Here is a 16342-nt window from a genome sequence, read left to right on the forward strand (position 1 = left end):
GAACGTAAGCGTCAGTTCATCGGCGAATCGCGACCAAAAGGTCCATGACGTTGGTGCCGGTTGGGCCGGTATTCAGCAGCGCGCCCATCAGGTCCAGATAGCTGCCGCTGTCCGCCGCTTCGAGCGCCTCGGCAGCGCCATCGCCCCAGATGCCGCCATGCACGATCCCGCCGGCCGATTCGGTCGGTCCGTCGGTGCCGTCGGTGCCGCCGACCACGAGGGTTAGGCCGTCGCATCCGGCGATTTCGCGCGCCAGTGCCAGGGCCAGCGCCTGATTGCGCCCGCCGCGTCCCGGGTTTTCGGGCAGAACGACCGTGGGTTCCCCGCCAAAGATCATTGCGCCGCGCGGCATGTCCCGCAGGCGGGGGCCAAGGGTTGTGGCGAGCGTGGGGAGGTCGTTATGCAGCGCCTCTTCGTTGGCCAAAACGTCGAACCCGGCGCCTTGCGCAGCCTGCACCGCCGCCGCGCGGGCATGGGCGTTCGAGGCGATGATCTGTGCCTGTGCGTTGAAGGCGGGGGCGTCGGGCAGGGCACCGATACCAGAGCCGATCACCATCAGATCGTCACCCGGCACATCCGAGATTGCGAGCACATCGGCCCGCGCGCCGGTAAATCCCGACAACAGCCCACCGCCCTTGATCCGCGAAATCTTCCTGCGCTCGGCATTCATCGCGCCGATATCGAGCCCGGTGGACAGCAGTTGGCGGTTGAGCGCGGCCAGATCGTCCAATGTCTTGCCCGGCATCAGATCCTCGGCCAGAGAGGAGGCCCCGCCCGAGATCAGCAACAGCAGGTGTGTGTCCGGCCCCATTGCCTCGACCGCCTCGCGCAAGGCGCGGCCGCCCTCAAGGCTGCGGGCGTCGGGAACGGGGTGAGAGGCTTCGATAAGGTGGACATCGTCGGGCAGGCCGTCGCCGTGGCCGTCCTTGGTGACCACAAGGCAGGGTACCCCGGGAAATTGACCAAGCGCTGCTTGCGCCATCGCGCCTGCGGCCTTGCCGACGGCCAGAATGCGGTCGGGTTTGGGCAAGTCGCCAAGCGCGGCTTGTGTTGCTGCGTAGCCGCCGACGGCGTCCACTCCGGCTTGCCAGATTGCGCGGGCTGTTTCCTGGGCGTCCATCATGCCTCCATCCAGATCGTCACGGGGCCGTCATTGACCAGTTCCACCGCCATGTCGGCGCCGAAGCGTCCGGTTTCGACCGGGACGCCCTGCGCGGCGAGTTGGGCGGTGAAGTATTCGTAGAGCCGTTCACCCTCGTCCGGCGATGCCGCCGCCGAGAATCCGGGCCGGTTGCCGCGTGCGGTGTCGGCGGCCAGCGTGAACTGGCTGACGACCAGAGCCGAACCGCCGCTGTCCAGAACCGAGCGGTTCATCTTGCCCGCCTCGTCCTTGAAGATCCGCAGCTTGGCGATCTTGGCGGCAAGGTGATCCGCCTGCGCCTCGCCATCGCCCTGCATGGCGCAGATAAGGATCAGCAGGCCGGGGCCGGTTTGGCCGATGACCTCGCCATCGACAGTGACCGAGGCGCGGGAGACGCGTTGGATCAGGGCACGCATGTGATGGTTTTCCCTGTTGGAAGAGCGGTTGACGCAGGGGTGCCAGCCCTCCCGCCGCAGGTCAAGCCGCTTAGCCAGGTATGCGAGAGTTTCCGGCCCAAATGCTTACGGTTTACGCAGTTCCCGGGCCAGGGCGCAGAACGCCTCGAGCGGGACTTGCTCGGCCCGTTCGGTGGGCTGGATGCCCGCGGCGAGCAGGCGATCCTCGATATCCGGCGCAGTGCCCTTGAGCGAGGCGCGCAGCATCTTGCGGCGCTGGTTGAAGGCGGCGGCGACAACCCGCGATAGCGTGGCGGCATCCGCCGGATAGCGCGGCTCGGGCAGCGCGGTCAGATGCACCACGGCGCTGGACACTTTCGGGGGCGGGGTGAAGGCGCCGGGTGGCAGGGACATGGCGATGCGCGCCTCGGCCCGCCATTGGGCGAGGATGGCCAGCCGCCCATAGGCCTTGTTGCCGGGTTGGGCCACGATGCGCTCGGCCACCTCACGCTGGAACATCAGGGTCAGGCTCTGCCAGAAGGGTGGCCATTCGGGCGGGGTTAGCCAGCGGACCAGCAGTTCGGTGCCCACGTTGTAGGGCAGGTTCGCCGCGATGCGGATTGGCGGGGTCAGGTGGGCCAGCGGGTCGATTTCCAGCGCGTCACCGTTGATCACTTCGAGACGGTCCGGATAGGCGGCGGCGATCTCGTTCAGCGCGGCGGTGCAGCGGGTGTCTTTCTCGACCGCCACCACCTTGCGCGCGCCCTCAGACAGCAGGCCCCGGGTCAGGCCGCCGGGGCCGGGGCCGATTTCCAGCACGTCGCATTGGGTCAGATCCCCTGCCTGTCGCGCGATCTTGGCGGTCAGGTTGAGGTCGAGCAGAAAGTTCTGGCCCAGCGATTTGCGGGCCGAAAGCTGGTGGGTCGCGATGACCTCGCGCAGCGGGGGCAGGGTATCGATGGCGCTCATGATCCGGTTACCGTGGCGTGTAAGGGACAGGCTGCGCCAGAGATTTTTCGCCTCCGGCGGGGATATTTCCGGCAAGAGGAAGCATCAAGCCTTTTGCGCCATCTGCTGGGCGAGCTTGAGGGCCTCGATCAGGCTGGTGGGATTGGCGATGCCTTGGCCCGCGATATCGAAGGCGGTGCCGTGGTCGGGTGAGGTGCGGATGAAGGGCAGGCCCAGCGTCACGTTCACGCCCCGGTCGAAATCCAGCGTCTTGACCGGGATCAGCGCCTGATCGTGATACATCGCGATTGCGGCATCGTAACGGGCGCGGGCAGCGGCGTGAAACAGGGTGTCTGCCGGGTGCGGGCCGGTCAGGGTGTAATGCTCGGACCGCATCTCTTGCAGCAGGGAGGAGATCCAATCGCCCTCTTCTTGCCCCATGGCGCCGCCTTCGCCCGCGTGGGGGTTTAGTCCCGCCACGGCGAGGCGCGGGTGGGCGATGCCAAACTGGTCGCGCAGGCCCGCTGCGGTGATCTCGATGGTTTCGCGCAGGAGTTCAGGGGTCAGGGCCGTTGGGACATCCGCAAGGGCGATGTGGATGGTGGCGGGCACGACGCGCAGCTGCTCGCTGGCCAGCATCATCACCACCCGCTCGCGCCCGGCCAGTGCGGCGAGGAATTCGGTGTGCCCGGGATAGGCAAAACCGGCGCCGTCGATCAGCGCTTTCTTGTGGATGGGCGCGGTGCAAATGGCCGAGGCGGCGCCGGATTGCACCAGCTCCACTGCGCGCTCGATGGCGCGGATTACGCCCGGCGCGTTGCGCGGGTCGGGCTGGCTGGGGTGGTTGGGCGCGGCGAAGGGCAGAGGCAGGATTGGTAGTGCCGTTGCGCTGGCTGTGACGGCTTCAGCGGGGTCGTCCAGCAGAGCCATCGGCGCGTCCTGTGGTAGGTGCGATGGGTCGCCGATCCAGACGAAGGGGCAGCTGTCGCGCAGCGCGTCCCAGGCGCGGGCTGCGATCTCAGGACCGATCCCGGCCGGCTCACCGCAGCTGAGCGCGATGGGCGCGGTCATTGCTCGACGATGACGGCGTCGGCGCGTAGCTGTTCCAGCAGGCTTGCGGCAAAGGCCTGCAGGCGCTGTTGGGTCAGCGCATTGGCCACGTCTTGGCGCGAGGTCTCCTCACCCAGATCGCGGGTCCGGCTGCACAGCATCAGGAACACCAGCGTCTGGCCGTTGTTGCGGGTCACCGCCGTGGAAATCTCGTTCGGGTCGAGCTTGGCAAGTTCCAGCGCGATATCTCGGGGGATCTCGGACGGCTTGGCCGTCACGCGCTCCAGAACTTCGGCGGGCTGCCCCTTGGCGACGCCATAGAGGTCATCGCACGTGTCCACGCGGCCGGTCAGTTCGGCGGCGGCGGACAGGGTCTCGGGGCTGCGGCCTCCGCCCATGTAATAGGCCGCATATTCGATCCCCGCGTAACGCGGCGTGCCGCCTGAAACCTCGCGCACGCCGCGCAGCTGGAACAGGGCGACCGCGTTGGGCAGGGTCAGGGGCGAGGTGATCTCGCCCTCGTTGAGCGCCAGGATCACCGGTTGCAGCGCCGGGGGAAGGCTGTTCAGCGACAGCCAGTTCATCCGCCCGCCGTTGCTGCGGGTGTCGGCGGCGGAATACTGTGCGGCCGCCGCCGAGAAATCGTCATAGCTTTTGAGCTGTGCAATCTCGTCAGCCAGGGTCTCGACCTGGCCCAGTGTCTGCGGCGTCACGGGGATGATGATTTCCGACAGCAGCACCTGCAGCCCGGTCCCACCGGCCTGGCCCATGGCGCGGTCGATCTCTTCTTCGGTGGGCCGGGCCCGTGAGATGAAGCGTGAACTGATATAGTCGCGCCAGGCCAGCTGGTTGCGGATAAAATCCCGCACCGTCTCGGGCGAGATACCGGCATTGCCCAGGACCCGCAGGAATTCCTCGGTCGACAGCTGGCCGCGGGCTGCGAACTCGTCGATGCCGACCTGCACGTCTTCCGGCGGTATCTCGATTCCGGCCTCTTCGATGGCTTGCAGGCGCAACCGGTCGTCGATCAGGGATTGGCGCACCTCGGCCTCGCTGTCGCCGGGAATGCCGAGTAGTTGCAGGAATTGCAGGCGCTGGTCCAGTTCGTACCAGGTCACGACGTCCTGATTGACCCGGATTGCGGGCGAAAACGGGGTTTGCGCCACGGCCGCAGCGGGGGCCAGCGCAAGGCAGGCCGCCGTCAGCACAAGTGCTGCCGCTGTCAGCCAGCGTGCGAGGGGTCGGGTCGAAAGTCTGGTGATCAGCTGCATGTTCGCCTGTATTTCTTTTGTCCGCTGTCAACCGCATAACCGGTCAGGGCAACGGTAAAGCCGAAATCGGTCGAGGGCTCAATAGTTGATGACGAGGTATAGCGCCGTCTGACGGTCAAGTTAACGGTCACACATTCGTTTTGATAGGCCAGACCGAAGCCGGCACTGATGGGCCGGGAATCCTTGAAATCATAGCGGATATCGCTGCGCGTGGTCCAGTTCTCGGTCATTTCATAACGCCCGTTGAGCCAGATCTCGGATACCGCAAGGTCCCGGTCCTCGGCCGGGTCGCGCCCGAGCCAGACGTAAGATCCGCTGAGCCCGCCACGTTCGGCATCCCATTCCCCGCGCAGTTCCGCCTTGGAGAAGTTGAAATCGCTGTTGAGGAGCCCGCGCGCGGTCAAGCCAAAGCCCTGATCCAGCTTGATCTGGCCCGCCAGCAGCAGGTCCGAGGCGTGGCCGCCAAGACCGGAGGATTTGGAGAACGAGGGATCGGTGGTGTCGCGGAACACCTGGCCGATCGTGGCAAAAGCCTGCCAGCCCCTTGGATCGTAGCGCGCCCAGTTGAGGCCCAGAACGGCGGTGGCGCCATCCTCGCGCTTGTCCTCGGCGGGAAACCGGGTCAGCGACAGCAGGTTGCCCTGATCGAACTCGACGAAGTTGCTTTCGTCGTTCGGCACGTCGGTGTCCGATACATTGGTCCAGCCGATCTGGGCGATGGGTTCGATGTACTGGGTCGCGCCGGTTCTCTCGCGTTTGATCATCGGATAACGCAGCGTGAAGGCCGCACGCGGGGTGGTGCGGAGGGTTTCCTCCGGGAAGGTACTGTCGTCGCGGATGCGAAACCCGTCCACCGAAGCGCCGATCTCACTTTCGGCCCGCAGCCCGCTGGCGAAGGTCCAGGTCCTCAGCCACTCGGCATCGACCGTGGCCCGTGCCACGTCGCGGCCAACAAGATCTTCGTTGCTCGGGCGTTTGTGCCCGTGGGCGGTCAGGCCCAGCCGCACCTCGCCACCCAGCGTCGTCGGAAAGAAACGCTTCTGGTAGTTGACGTCCAAAATCCGCGCGGGGAACTCGCCTTCGTTGTCGCTGTCCCGCAGGGATTTGTAGTGGATGAAACCGACGCGGAATGCGGTGTCGCGCTTGATCCGGGTCAGGGCGATTTCGCTGCGCAGGCGGTCGAAATCCGGCAGGCCGTAGTCGGCCAGATACGCGTCGTCCGAGGCGGCCTTGACGTCGAAGGTCAGCCGGTAATCGTTTTTCAGGTTGAACCAGCCACGGCCGAACAGGTAGCCCCGGGTCTCACCCGGTTGCAGATCGTCCCGCGTGTGTGCGCCTTCGATATGGATGCGCCCGTTCTTGAACGCTTGCCGGTAGCGATATTCCAGCGTCCGGGTGCGCGGCGACAGGTACGGCGTCAGCGTCAGATCCCGGTGATCGCCCAGCTTGAAGAAATAGGGCACCTTGACCCCGGTTTCGAGCTGCGAAGTGGTGCGGATCGACGGCACCAGAAAACCAGTGGCCCGCTCCAACGTCGGGTCGGGCAGGCGCAAGGCGGGAAAGTAGAACACTGGCACGTCCAGAATGCGGAACTGCGCGTCCTCGAAATAGAGCTGCCGTTCAAGCTGATCGTGCGTGACCTTGCGCGCCCGGATCTGCCAGAGCGGCGGCCTGCCATCCTCGCAGACATGGCACGAGGTGGCCGAGGTCTTGTAAAGCTGAGTGTAGCGCCCGCCGACCCGCGTCATCTGGTGGGCGGCCAGTTGCACCTGCTGGTCGAACACCATTCGAGCGCTGATCAGCAGGCCGTTTTGCAGCCCTTTGTCCAGTTCCGCGGCGTCGGCCAGAATGGTCGAGGTTCCGCCCTGATCCAGACGGATCGGCCCTTCGATCTTTAGTTGACCGTTCTCGCGGTCGAACGTGACCTTGCGCGCCCTCAGGCGGACATCGCCCTGATAGGCCTCGACATTGCCTTCGGCGATCAGCACGCGCTCGGGCGTGATGAACACCTTGTCGGCCACCAGCAGGGCGGGGGGGTCTTCCTCGGTCTGCGCGGCGGCGTCGGGTTGCGCGGTGGTCTGTGCCAAAGCGGCCGGCAGCGACGTCAGGCAGGCCACGCCTGATAGCAGCGCGGCAAAGAACGTGCGCCGCATCATCCGTCCTCCGCGTGCAGCAGCAGGCCCAGAGGCAACAGGATCGCCGCGATCGGCGGTGCCCAGGCGGCGAGGTACACCGAAAGCTGGCCGTTTTCGCCGAGGATCTGCGCGAAGTTCCGCACGAAGTAGAGCGCAAATCCCAAGAGAACCGCAGTCAGGACCGCCACGCCGGTGCCGCCAAATCGCACGTGGCGCATGGTAAAGACGGCGCCCACCAGCACCATCGAGATCAGAAACAGCGGCCTGGCAAGCTCGGCATGCAGCCAGACCTCGTATTGCTTGGTCGAGAACCCGGCCTGTTGCAGATCCTGAATCAGTTGGGGCAAGTCGTAGACCGACACGGTGCCCTGCTGACCGAGCGTGTCCAGAATGCGGTCACGTGTGAGCGTGGTTGGCAGCTCCAGCCGCTCGTGCACGGCGGCATTGGTTTCGGGGTTGAGACCGGCGGCCAAGGGCCAGGCCTTGGCGTTTTCCAGCACCCAGACACCGTCGCCCAGCCGGGCACTTTCCGCCACGATCTGACGGACCGGACCCCCATCCTTGGAGTAGGTCAGGATGGTCACGTCGAGCAGGGCAAATTCGTCTTCCTCACCGAACCCGTTGGCATGGATTACCGACTGGCCCGCCTCGGTGCCCTGTCGCAGCCAGAGCCCCTCGCCACTGATCGACAGGGCCGAGTTGCCGCCGTTGCGGTAGGTGTCGGCGAGGCGTTGGTATTCTTCGCCGGTGGCCGCGACGATGGGGTTCAGCATCGCCACCGCCAGTACGCCAATGACCGCCGACACAAGCACCGGAGCCACCAGCGCCCGGATGCCCGAGCGCCCGATGGACCGGGTGACCACCAGTTCCGAGCTGCGGGCAAGGCCCACGAACAGCGCAATGGTTGCCAGAATCATCAACAGCGGCAACATCTCGCTGATCGCCGCGGGAGCGTTCAGCAGCGTCAGTTGCAGTAATTGCCCAAGGCTCAGATCCGCCTCGTCGAAGCGGCGCACCTGCTCGATCAGGTCGATGAGCAGAATCAGGGTCATGAAGACGGCCCCGATGAACAGAAAGCTCTGCAGGAAACGGCGGGCGAAGTAGCGGTCGAGGATCACCGGCTCGCCTCCAGCCCGACGCGAGCGCCGGGATTCGTGTTGGAGATGCCAGGCCGATACATCAAGTGCGACAGTATGTTTCTGTCGTTTAGTGCCACTGCTTCCCCCCGGAGCCTGCGTGTTGTTTTCCCGGGACCTTAATCGAATTGAACGGCGGGGAAAACTGCTATCTGGTCAAGCCGGGTAGGGCGCGTTACCTCTTATCGGAACCCAATCGAGGAGCGCCCGATATGAGCAGCCTGATCCAGATCCGTTTCCAGTCCACCGATATTGACGCTGTGGCCACCAGCGAAGGGCGGGTGGCAGTTATCGTCACGCCCGACGGCAAGCTGGACAAGGCTGCGCGGCGGGCCAACCGGGTGACGAAGGGTGCCGTGGCGCGCCTGATCGAAAGCAAGCGGTTCGAAAAGGCCAAGGCCGGGCAGGTGATCTCGCTGGCCTGGCCTGCCGGTATGGCGGCCGAGGCGCTAGATGTGCTGGTGCTGCCGCGCCGCACGGATGCGACCGAGGCCCGTAAGGCCGGCGTGGCGCTTGCAAAGGCGGCGGATGGCAAGCCGCTGCTTCTGATGGCTGGCAGCCAGGGGAAGATCGAGGAACTTGCGGCGGGCATAGCGCTGCGCGCCTATAGCTTCGATGCGCACAAGACCGGCGACGAGGATGAGGCGGAAAGCTCGGACAAGGGCGATGTGGTGATCCATCATTCCAAGCCGGATCAGGCCGAGGCGGCTTTTGCCCCGCTCATGGCCGTCGCCGAAGGCGTGCACATGACCCGCGATCTGGTCAACGAACCGGCCAACGTGCTGACCACCACCGAGTTTGCCGACCGGCTGGACGAGATGAAGGCGCTGGGCCTTGAGGTGGAAGTGCTGGAAGAGGACAAGCTGGCCGAGCTGGGCATGCGCACGCTGCTGAGCGTGGGGCAGGGCTCGGACAGCCCCTCGAAGGTCGTGGTGATGCAGTGGAAGGGCGGCGACAAGGATGACGCGCCGCTGGCGCTGGTCGGCAAGGGCGTGGTGTTCGACACCGGCGGCATCTCGCTGAAACCCTCGGGCGGCATGGAGGACATGACCATGGATATGGGTGGTGCCGGTGTGGTCGCGGGCGCCATGCGGGCGCTGGCCCTGCGCAAGGCCAAGGCCAATGTCGTGGGCCTTGTGGGGCTGGTCGAGAACATGCCCTCGGGCAATGCCTCGCGCCCCGGTGACGTGGTCCGCTCGATGAAGGGCGATACGGTCGAGATCATCAACACCGATGCCGAGGGCCGCTTGGTCCTGTGCGACGTGATGTGGTACGCGCAGGAACGGTTCCAACCGGTGGGCATGATCGACCTGGCCACCCTGACCGGCGCCATCATCGTTGGGCTGGGGCATGAGAATGCGGGCGTGTTCTCGAACAACGACACGTTCTGCAATGCCTTCCTCAAAGCGGCTGACGCCGAGGATGAGGGCGCGTGGCGCATGCCGCTCGGCAAGGCCTATGACGACCTGCTGAAATCGCGTATCGCGGATATGAAGAACGTGGGCGGACGGCCCGCAGGCTCAATCACCGCAGCGCAGTTCCTGCAGCGTTTCGTCAAGGAGGAAACGCCCTGGATCCATCTGGATATCGCGGGCGTCGCCTCGGTCAAGTCCGACACTTCTTATGCGCCCAAGGGCGCAACCGGCTGGGGCGTGCGCGCGCTCAGCCGGTTCGTGCAGGACAATTTCGAGTAACGCCGATGGGGGCCGCCTATTTCTACCACCTGACCCGCCGCCCGCTTGAGGAGACCCTGCCGGTCCTGCTGGGCAAGGCGTGCCAGGCCGGGTGGGCGATTGCCGTGCGCGGCACCGATCCAGGACGGCTCGACTGGCTGGACGAGAAACTGTGGCTGGGGCCTGACGACGGGTTCTTGCCACATGGCCGCGCGGGCGGGCCGCATGACGCGATGCAGCCGATCCTGCTGACCACCGAGGCGGAGGCGGCAAACACGCCCGCCTGCGTCATGGCTATCGACGGCGTGGCGGTTGATGCGGAAGAGGTGGGGGTACTGGAGCGGGTCTGCATCCTGTTCGACGGCAACGACCCGCAGGCGGTCCAGCACGCGCGCGACCAGTGGAAGGCGCTGATGGAGGCAGGGTGCGCTGCGCAGTACTGGTCCGAGGAATCGGGCCGGTGGGAGAAAAAGGCCGAGGCCTGAACGTGCGCTGAGCCGCCCCCATTGTAATCGCCCAGGTAGGGGTGGTACCTGCAGTCGGCAATGAGTGACAACTGCTGAGATTTTGGTGTGAGTGTAGTTCAGATTTCTAGCAAGTTTCTTGCGCGTATGAAGAAACGGTCCTCGCAGAACTCTCAACTCGCTCTGGACCGAGAAAAGATCATATTGGAACTCCTCTCTGATTGCTCGGCGCACACAGCCGAGCGGGCAGCAGTGGCGTCATATCCTTCCCGGTATTCGCCCATCGAGTTTCGCGGAGGTGACCGGGCCCAAGGAACGACGGTCGCGTTCTCCAGCTTGATGCTGCAGGGTGGAATTGTCGGCCCAGAGTTTGAGAATTTCCTCTCCAAGGATTGGGGCGACACTTATTTTATCAAGGATTTCAAGCGGAAGTGGTTTCAGCACGGTCTCTACCCATTGACCCACGGCCGGAACGAGACTGTCGAGTTCCTGCGTGTCCAGCTTGAGACGGCAGCACGCCCGCTCAGATTCGTTGGTGCGAGCGCGGGGGCTTATGCGGCACTGTATTTCGGAGCGCATCTGCAAGCCGACGTTGTTGTTGCCGTGGCTCCCCAAACCCTGATTGATGAGCCGACCTACAACCGGTTCCAACGCGGAAGCCCCCAGGACGGCGTGTACGATTTCGCCGATCCTGAGAACGACATCCGCAATGTGCTCGAAGCAAACCCGATGCAGGGCAAAGCGTTTGTCGTTTTCGGACAGGAGCACAAGGTTGATCGAACTCAGTGCGAACGGCTAGAGGGTCTCCCGAACATCCTGTTGAGACCGTATCCGTCGGCTCAGCACACGCTTTTGACGCGTCAATTGATCAAGTCCGGAGTGCTGGCCGGGTTGCTTGCTGGTGAGACCTGAATTCGCGGTTTGAGCCGGAATTTTCTTTTTACGGACCCTGACCTTGTTGCGGATGATAAGCCGCTGAAAGGTCTTCCGGAAACCCGGGCGGGGCCTGAGCGGTCACCCCCGCCAGTCCATAACCTCGGCCAGATCTGCCCGTTCGGTGCGAAAACCGTTGGCGGGGTGGTCCGTGTCCGGGTAGCCGAAGGAAATGGCGCAGAGGATCAGGCGATCCTCGGGGATTTCGAAATAGCGGTGCAGGAACGGCCCGTATGAGGCCACGGCGGCCTGTGGGATTGTGGCAATGCCAAGCGCCTGCGCGGCGAGGGTAAAGGCGGTGATGAAGCCGCCGCAATCCATAGCGCCGTAAGACCCCAGCTCGGCGGGGCTGGAGACGATGGCGCAGTGCGGGGCTCCGAACAGAGAGAAGTTCTCCATCATCTGGCGGGCTGATCCGGCGCGGTCGCCTTTCTCCACTCCAACAGCCTCGTACAGCGCCCAGCCGCAGGCGCGGCGGCGGTCTTGGTAGACGCCGGAATACGAGGTGGGAAAGGGCAGGTCTGGGGCGGGGGTGCCAGTGGCGGCCTCTTGTGACAGGGCGGCGCGGAAGACGTCGGTTTCGGCGCCACTGGTGATGGTCACGTGCCACGGCTGGGCATTGCACCAGCTCGGCACACGCCTTGCGCTAGCGATGAACTGCTCGATCTCTTCGCGTGGGACCGAGTCCGGCAGGAAGGCGCGGCAGGAATGCCGCCGTGCCAGCAGATCATCCAGATCGGTCAGGGTCATCTCGGCTCCTCTCTCGGCGTTGCGGCGCAGAATGGCGGCGGGATCGGCACTGTGCAAGGGGCCAATCTGGCCCCGGCTTGAGCCCGATCAAGGACAGTTTCGCTCGATCATGCGATCCTTGCGGCAAAGCTGAAAAAGGAGGACTGACCATGGTTGAAAAATCCGATCACGCTGGCCTCTGGCCGTCGCTCTACGACCCGTTTCGCCATTTCGGCGCCAAGCTGGCCGACTGGCTGAACCCCGCCACCGAAGCCTCGGGCAATGATGCGGCATATGACATCTCGATGGAACTGCCCGGTGTTTCAGACGAGGATATCGAGCTGATCGTCGAGGATGGCGTCGTCACCATCCGGGGTGAGAAGAAGACCCATGAAGAGAAGAAGGGCGACACCTGGTATTTCTCGGAACGCCAGTACGGTGCCTTCCGCCGCTCGTTCAGGCTGCCTGAGGATGCGGACGGGGCCAAGGCAAGCGCCGCGATGAAGGACGGCGTGCTGCATGTCACGGTGCCCAAGAAGGCGCTGGAGAAACGCGATACCTCGCGCCGGATCGAGATTTCCCGGAGCTGATTGTCTCGGGAAAACGCGGCCGGGTCCGGACCGGCTACTGGCCGGTGGCGGCCAGATAGCCGACCCCGGCCGCGACCAGCAGGCCAAGGACCACGGCGATGGTGATCTTGATCGCCGACCAGGGCCGTTCGCCCTGCACCCGGCCCGTGCGGCCATTGACCACGAACCGGTAGGTCTGTCCGCGATACTTGTAGGCGGCCATCCACACCGGCAGCAGGATGTGTTTGAAGGTCACATCGCGCACGGCGGTCTCCATCGCGTGAATGCGCTGCCGGTCTCCGCCGATGTCAAAGCGCACATCCCGCTCGATCACCCGCGTCATGTAGGCACGCGCCTCGGCCTGGCCCTCGGCCAGTTCGACCGTATAGGCCTCGGCCCGGAACCCGGCCAGATATTCGGGCTGATAGGGCTCCAGCGCGGGCAGGTCCCAGGGTTCCAGCGCATCCGCATAGGATTTGGGAAGGGAGCGTGAGGCCAGCACCAGCACATCGTCGAAGAACCGCGCCACCCGGCCCGATTTGGGGTTCCAGCGGACCTTGGGCACCTGTTGCTTCACCCGCTTGCCGCCGCGCATCACGGTGTGGGTTTCGTAATAGACCACGCCGCGCTCACCCCGATATGCCGTCTGCGTGTCGGCATCAAAGGTCCAGTAGGGGACATAGATCCCCTGCATCCGGCGCCCCTTGCGGGCATAGTCCTTGAGGCCATTGGGCGCGAACCACAAACCGCCCAGCCAGTCGCTCATCGCCTTGTGGGCCGACCGTTCATCCAGCGCAAAGGGCAGAACGCCACGCGGCTTGATGTGGCGGTTGATGCCGGTATCGGTGACCACCGGAGTGGCGCAGAACGGGCATTCGGCGGCATGGGTGTCGGGATCGAACTCAACCTGCGCCGCGCAGTTGGTGCAGGTGAGAACCCGCGTTTCCTCGATCTCGGCGTCGGGCAATTGCTGGGCGATGGCCGTGTCGAAATCCATCTCGCGCAGCGCGGCCCCTTTCCACGGGCCCGCGCCGATCGGCTCGGAATACCCGCAGTGATCGCAGGTCAGTGCTCCGTCACCCGGATTGAACCGGTAATCCGCCCCACACTGGTTACAGGGAAAGCGATGTTCTTCCGGGCCTTGTGCCGACGTGGAAGAACCGGGTGGGGGCGGAATATCGATCATCGGGCAAACCCTTGCAGTTCAGCCTTTCTGGGACAATCTCATGCGATTGAGCGCTCCGTCCTTGCGGATGACATGATGCCATATGGCAACGACGGCGTGACCAAGGGCGACCAGCAACAGCGCGTTCGAGGCCGCTTCATGCGCCTCTCCGGCTGCGCGAACACCCCCGAACCATGCGAGGGCGCCCAAGGCGGGAACGGCGATCATCAGCAGATAGATCACGCGATGCCCCCAAAGGGCCGCCTTCTCCATCATTTCGGTCGATCCGGGCAACGCGCCGGGCGCGCCCTGTACGCGGCGCAGCACCAGCCGGATCAGGATCAGTACAAAGACGGCACATCCCAGCCAGACATGAGGGGTGCTGCCTTCGAACCCGGTGGTGCCGCTGTCAAAGCGCGCGCGCAGCACGCGGCCCATGTTGTCGCCGGTCAGCCAGGCGACGAGAATCAGAATGGCGACCAGCCAGTGCAGAATGATCTGCGCTTTGGAGTATTCGGTACGTGTGGACACTAGCATTCTCCTTGAGTTTGGCATTCGCGCAGATCTTCTACGCGCCAGTGCACACATTCCGTCGCATTACATTCCCGGTGGCGGCGGCGGCAGGATGGTGAACAGCTGCGCCAGCTCCTGCACGTCGCCCGCCCGTTTCCAACCGTCCTGACCGGCGGTCCAGACATAGGTCTCGCGTGTGATCTCTCCCTCGGTTGCCATGCGACCCATCTTGGCCTTCGAGAACGGGCCGCTGGTCTGCCCGTCAACTGCGATATGCCACACATGCTCGACCGGTGGCGGGGGCGGCGGGGCCACAGGCGATGCCGGTGCGGCGGCAGCGGGGGCGGACGCGCCCCACGGGCCGCTCGGGTGACCCGCTGCCATGTTCGACATTTGCTGCGCCATCGCCATGCCCATCCCCATGCCGAGACCGGCGCCCATGCCGCCACCTCCGCCGGGGTTGTTGGCAGCGGCCGTCATCGCCTCGGCCGCCGAATACTGGGTGAACTTGCCCAGATCGCCCGCCAGACCCATCGAGGTCCGCTTGTCCAGTGCCGCTTCGACCGCGGGCGGCAGCGAGATGTTCTCGATGTAGAACTCCGGCATCTCCAGCCCGTAGCCCTCCAGCACCGGCGACACCTCGGCGGCGATCAGCTTGCCCAGATCGGCGGTGTTGGCGGCCATGTCCAGAACCGGGATGCCCGAGCCGGCGATCACGCGCGAGAACTCCTGCACGATGATGTTGCGGATCTGAAAGCTGATCTCGTCCATGGTGAATTCGCCATCGGTGCCGACGATTTCGACCAGGAACCGCGCCGGATCCTTTACCCGCACCGTATAGGTGCCGTAGGCGCGGATGCGGGTCGGTCCGAATTCCGGATCGCGCAGCATGATCGGGTTCTTGGTGCCCCATTTGAGGTCGTTGAACCGGGTGGTGTTGACGAAGTAGATCTCGGATTTGAACGGTGACTGGAACGCGTGATCCCAGTGTTGCAGCGTCGTCATGATCGGCATGTTGTTGGTCTCGAGCATGTAGAGGCCCGGCGTGAACACGTCCGCCAGTTGCCCTTCATGCACGAACACCGCCGACTGCCCCTCGCGCACGGTCAGCTTGGCGCCATACTTGATCTCGTGCCCCTCGCGTTCGAACCGCCAGACCATGGTGTCGCGGCTGTCGTCCACCCAGTGGATGACGTCAATGAACTCACCTTTTAGAAAATCGAAAATGCCCATGGGTCTTCTCCTGTCATGCGGGTCAGAGTGACTGGCCCATCAGTTCACGCGCGATGATCCGGGCCACCGGGCGGGCCTGTTCGGCTGTCATGCCCGGCTTCAGCCGGGGGTCGTACAGCATCTCCAACAGCTTTTCGTCGTGGCTGGTCAGCAGCGCGAATTCGTCGTCGTCGTTGAAGATCGAAGGCCGCGCTGCGGGGCTGTCATTGGGCAGACCCAGACCTTGCGCGATTTCCTCGTGGATGCAGCTCAGCCGCACCAGATCGGGGTGTTCGGCCCGGATCAGCGCGACGGCGCGGGTGTAGGTATAGGGGGAGCCGCCGCCAGCGGTGGCAAAGACAAAGCAATAGAAAGAGCGCGGCAGATCCTCGAACAGGTCGAGCTGCGCCTGGCCGATATTGGGGATCAACTGGCGCAGGCGGTTCTGCACATAAGTAGTGTCGTCTTTGCCCGCGACAAAAACCAGAAAGTTGGCGTTGCGGCTTGTCGTTGTGTTGATCGGATGGCGCGAAACCCGCCCCAGCCGGGCGGCGTAGGATTCGACGCTGGCCTTGTCTTTCTCGCGCCGCTCCAGCGCTACACTTGGCCCGAATTCGGTGCGGATGCGCACCGGTGCGGACCAGCGGCTAAGCTGACCGCTGGTTCGGCGGCCGGTCGCTGATACGGCTTGTCCGGGGTATTCGTCATAAAAGGCGATGGCCTCGAAATTGCGCGCCAGATCTTCGGCATCATAGGGCGTGTCCGGCCCTCCGCCATCGGTACGCAGCAGGCCCCGGGTCAGCAGATCGTTTTGCACCCTCTGATAGTAGCGCGCCAAATCCAGGCTGGCCGCAGACGGGGCGGTCACAGCGGGCGCCGGTTGGGTCAGGCCCGCCGGGCGGGCTTGCGGGGCCGGAACCGACTGCAATACGGGCTCGCACGCGGCAAGGGCCGTCAGGGCGGTCAAAGCCCAGACACCCCCCAAATGTCTGCCGGTGCGCGCCTGCA

At 64.7% G+C, this 16342-nt stretch carries 16 protein-coding genes; 4 read left to right on the forward strand and 12 right to left on the reverse strand.

Annotated features, from left to right (window positions below; all coding sequences use genetic code 11):
- Positions 1-16: 16 nt before the first annotated feature.
- From GOX53_RS04160 to lptG, 7 genes are all read right to left on the reverse strand, one after another.
- The gene (locus GOX53_RS04160; RefSeq protein WP_254446452.1) at positions 17-1123 is read right to left on the reverse strand and encodes a DUF4147 domain-containing protein; all 1107 of its coding nucleotides are present in this window, start codon (positions 1121-1123) and stop codon (positions 17-19) included.
- A complete protein-coding gene (dtd, locus tag GOX53_RS04165) occupies positions 1120-1557 on the reverse strand; it encodes a D-aminoacyl-tRNA deacylase (RefSeq protein ID WP_171173741.1) in 438 nt (145 codons plus the stop codon). The genes GOX53_RS04160 and dtd overlap by 4 nt, the downstream gene beginning before the upstream one ends.
- A 105-nt stretch (positions 1558-1662) precedes the next feature.
- Positions 1663-2505 (reverse strand): 16S rRNA (adenine(1518)-N(6)/adenine(1519)-N(6))-dimethyltransferase RsmA, encoded by an 843-nt coding sequence (rsmA, locus tag GOX53_RS04170; RefSeq protein WP_171173742.1) that lies wholly within the window; start codon positions 2503-2505, stop codon positions 1663-1665.
- Between the two features lie 84 nt (positions 2506-2589).
- Positions 2590-3555, reverse strand: a complete 966-nt coding sequence (pdxA, locus tag GOX53_RS04175; protein WP_171173743.1) for a 4-hydroxythreonine-4-phosphate dehydrogenase PdxA — start codon at positions 3553-3555, stop codon at positions 2590-2592.
- Positions 3552-4805 (reverse strand): peptidylprolyl isomerase, encoded by a 1254-nt coding sequence (locus tag GOX53_RS04180; RefSeq protein ID WP_171173744.1) that lies wholly within the window; start codon positions 4803-4805, stop codon positions 3552-3554. Before GOX53_RS04180 ends, pdxA begins: the two co-directional genes overlap by 4 nt.
- Positions 4796-6958 carry an LPS-assembly protein LptD gene (locus GOX53_RS04185; protein ID WP_171174012.1) on the reverse strand — a complete coding sequence of 721 codons (2163 nt, stop codon included), beginning with the start codon at positions 6956-6958 and terminating at the stop codon, positions 4796-4798. Before GOX53_RS04185 ends, GOX53_RS04180 begins: the two co-directional genes overlap by 10 nt.
- The gene (gene lptG, locus GOX53_RS04190) at positions 6958-8058 is read right to left on the reverse strand and encodes an LPS export ABC transporter permease LptG (protein ID WP_171173745.1); all 1101 of its coding nucleotides are present in this window, start codon (positions 8056-8058) and stop codon (positions 6958-6960) included. The genes GOX53_RS04185 and lptG overlap by 1 nt, the downstream gene beginning before the upstream one ends.
- A gap of 230 nt (positions 8059-8288) precedes the next feature.
- On the opposite strand from lptG, the gene GOX53_RS04195 reads away from it, so the two are divergent.
- From GOX53_RS04195 to GOX53_RS04205, 3 genes are all read left to right on the forward strand, one after another.
- Positions 8289-9770, forward strand: a complete 1482-nt coding sequence (locus GOX53_RS04195) for a leucyl aminopeptidase (protein WP_171173746.1) — start codon at positions 8289-8291, stop codon at positions 9768-9770.
- Positions 9771-9775: 5 nt separating this feature from the next.
- A complete protein-coding gene (locus GOX53_RS04200) occupies positions 9776-10234 on the forward strand; it encodes a DNA polymerase III subunit chi (RefSeq protein ID WP_171173747.1) in 459 nt (152 codons plus the stop codon).
- A gap of 87 nt (positions 10235-10321) precedes the next feature.
- Positions 10322-11125 (forward strand): hypothetical protein, encoded by an 804-nt coding sequence (locus tag GOX53_RS04205; RefSeq protein ID WP_171173748.1) that lies wholly within the window; start codon positions 10322-10324, stop codon positions 11123-11125.
- Positions 11126-11227: 102 nt separating this feature from the next.
- On the opposite strand, the gene GOX53_RS04210 is transcribed toward GOX53_RS04205, so the two are convergent.
- Complete coding sequence (locus tag GOX53_RS04210) at positions 11228-11896, reverse strand: nitroreductase (protein ID WP_171174015.1); 669 nt, start codon at positions 11894-11896, stop codon at positions 11228-11230.
- Positions 11897-12045: 149 nt separating this feature from the next.
- On the opposite strand from GOX53_RS04210, the gene GOX53_RS04215 reads away from it, so the two are divergent.
- Positions 12046-12465: an Hsp20/alpha crystallin family protein gene (locus tag GOX53_RS04215; RefSeq protein WP_171173749.1), complete on the forward strand. Its 420-nt coding sequence runs from the start codon at positions 12046-12048 to the stop codon at positions 12463-12465.
- A 34-nt stretch (positions 12466-12499) separates the two neighbouring features.
- Here GOX53_RS04215 and GOX53_RS04220 read toward each other — a convergent pair whose 3' ends face one another.
- The 4 genes from GOX53_RS04220 to GOX53_RS04235 all read right to left on the reverse strand — a co-directional run bounded on the left by GOX53_RS04220 (position 12500) and on the right by GOX53_RS04235 (position 16301).
- Positions 12500-13630 (reverse strand): TFIIB-type zinc finger domain-containing protein, encoded by a 1131-nt coding sequence (locus GOX53_RS04220; protein WP_171173750.1) that lies wholly within the window; start codon positions 13628-13630, stop codon positions 12500-12502.
- Between the two features lie 18 nt (positions 13631-13648).
- Complete coding sequence (locus GOX53_RS04225; RefSeq protein ID WP_371810248.1) at positions 13649-14140, reverse strand: cytochrome b; 492 nt, start codon at positions 14138-14140, stop codon at positions 13649-13651.
- Between the two features lie 66 nt (positions 14141-14206).
- A complete protein-coding gene (locus GOX53_RS04230) occupies positions 14207-15355 on the reverse strand; it encodes an SPFH domain-containing protein (RefSeq protein WP_171173752.1) in 1149 nt (382 codons plus the stop codon).
- Between the two features lie 22 nt (positions 15356-15377).
- Positions 15378-16301: a DUF2927 domain-containing protein gene (locus GOX53_RS04235; RefSeq protein ID WP_171173753.1), complete on the reverse strand. Its 924-nt coding sequence runs from the start codon at positions 16299-16301 to the stop codon at positions 15378-15380.
- Between the last annotated feature and the right edge of the window lie 41 nt (positions 16302-16342).

Origin of the sequence: Ruegeria sp. HKCCD8929, assembly GCF_013031405.1 — a bacterium.
In the GTDB taxonomy this organism is placed as follows: domain Bacteria; phylum Pseudomonadota; class Alphaproteobacteria; order Rhodobacterales; family Rhodobacteraceae; genus Ruegeria.

What these genes read in the sequence shown, in the direction of transcription:
- GOX53_RS04160 (WP_254446452.1), bottom strand. Translation starts at nt 1,123, where the DNA reads ATGATGGACGCCCAGGAAACAGCCCGCGCAATCTGGCAAGCCGGAGTG.
- dtd (WP_171173741.1), bottom strand. Translation starts at nt 1,557, where the DNA reads ATGCGTGCCCTGATCCAACGCGTCTCCCGCGCCTCGGTCACTGTCGAT.
- rsmA (WP_171173742.1), bottom strand. Translation starts at nt 2,505, where the DNA reads ATGAGCGCCATCGATACCCTGCCCCCGCTGCGCGAGGTCATCGCGACC.
- pdxA (WP_171173743.1), bottom strand. Translation starts at nt 3,555, where the DNA reads ATGACCGCGCCCATCGCGCTCAGCTGCGGTGAGCCGGCCGGGATCGGT.
- GOX53_RS04180 (WP_171173744.1), bottom strand. Translation starts at nt 4,805, where the DNA reads ATGCAGCTGATCACCAGACTTTCGACCCGACCCCTCGCACGCTGGCTG.
- GOX53_RS04185 (WP_171174012.1), bottom strand. Translation starts at nt 6,958, where the DNA reads ATGCGGCGCACGTTCTTTGCCGCGCTGCTATCAGGCGTGGCCTGCCTG.
- GOX53_RS04195 (WP_171173746.1), top strand. Translation starts at nt 8,289, where the DNA reads ATGAGCAGCCTGATCCAGATCCGTTTCCAGTCCACCGATATTGACGCT.
- GOX53_RS04200 (WP_171173747.1), top strand. Translation starts at nt 9,776, where the DNA reads ATGGGGGCCGCCTATTTCTACCACCTGACCCGCCGCCCGCTTGAGGAG.
- GOX53_RS04210 (WP_171174015.1), bottom strand. Translation starts at nt 11,896, where the DNA reads ATGACCCTGACCGATCTGGATGATCTGCTGGCACGGCGGCATTCCTGC.
- GOX53_RS04215 (WP_171173749.1), top strand. Translation starts at nt 12,046, where the DNA reads ATGGTTGAAAAATCCGATCACGCTGGCCTCTGGCCGTCGCTCTACGAC.
- GOX53_RS04220 (WP_171173750.1), bottom strand. Translation starts at nt 13,630, where the DNA reads ATGATCGATATTCCGCCCCCACCCGGTTCTTCCACGTCGGCACAAGGC.
- GOX53_RS04230 (WP_171173752.1), bottom strand. Translation starts at nt 15,355, where the DNA reads ATGGGCATTTTCGATTTTCTAAAAGGTGAGTTCATTGACGTCATCCAC.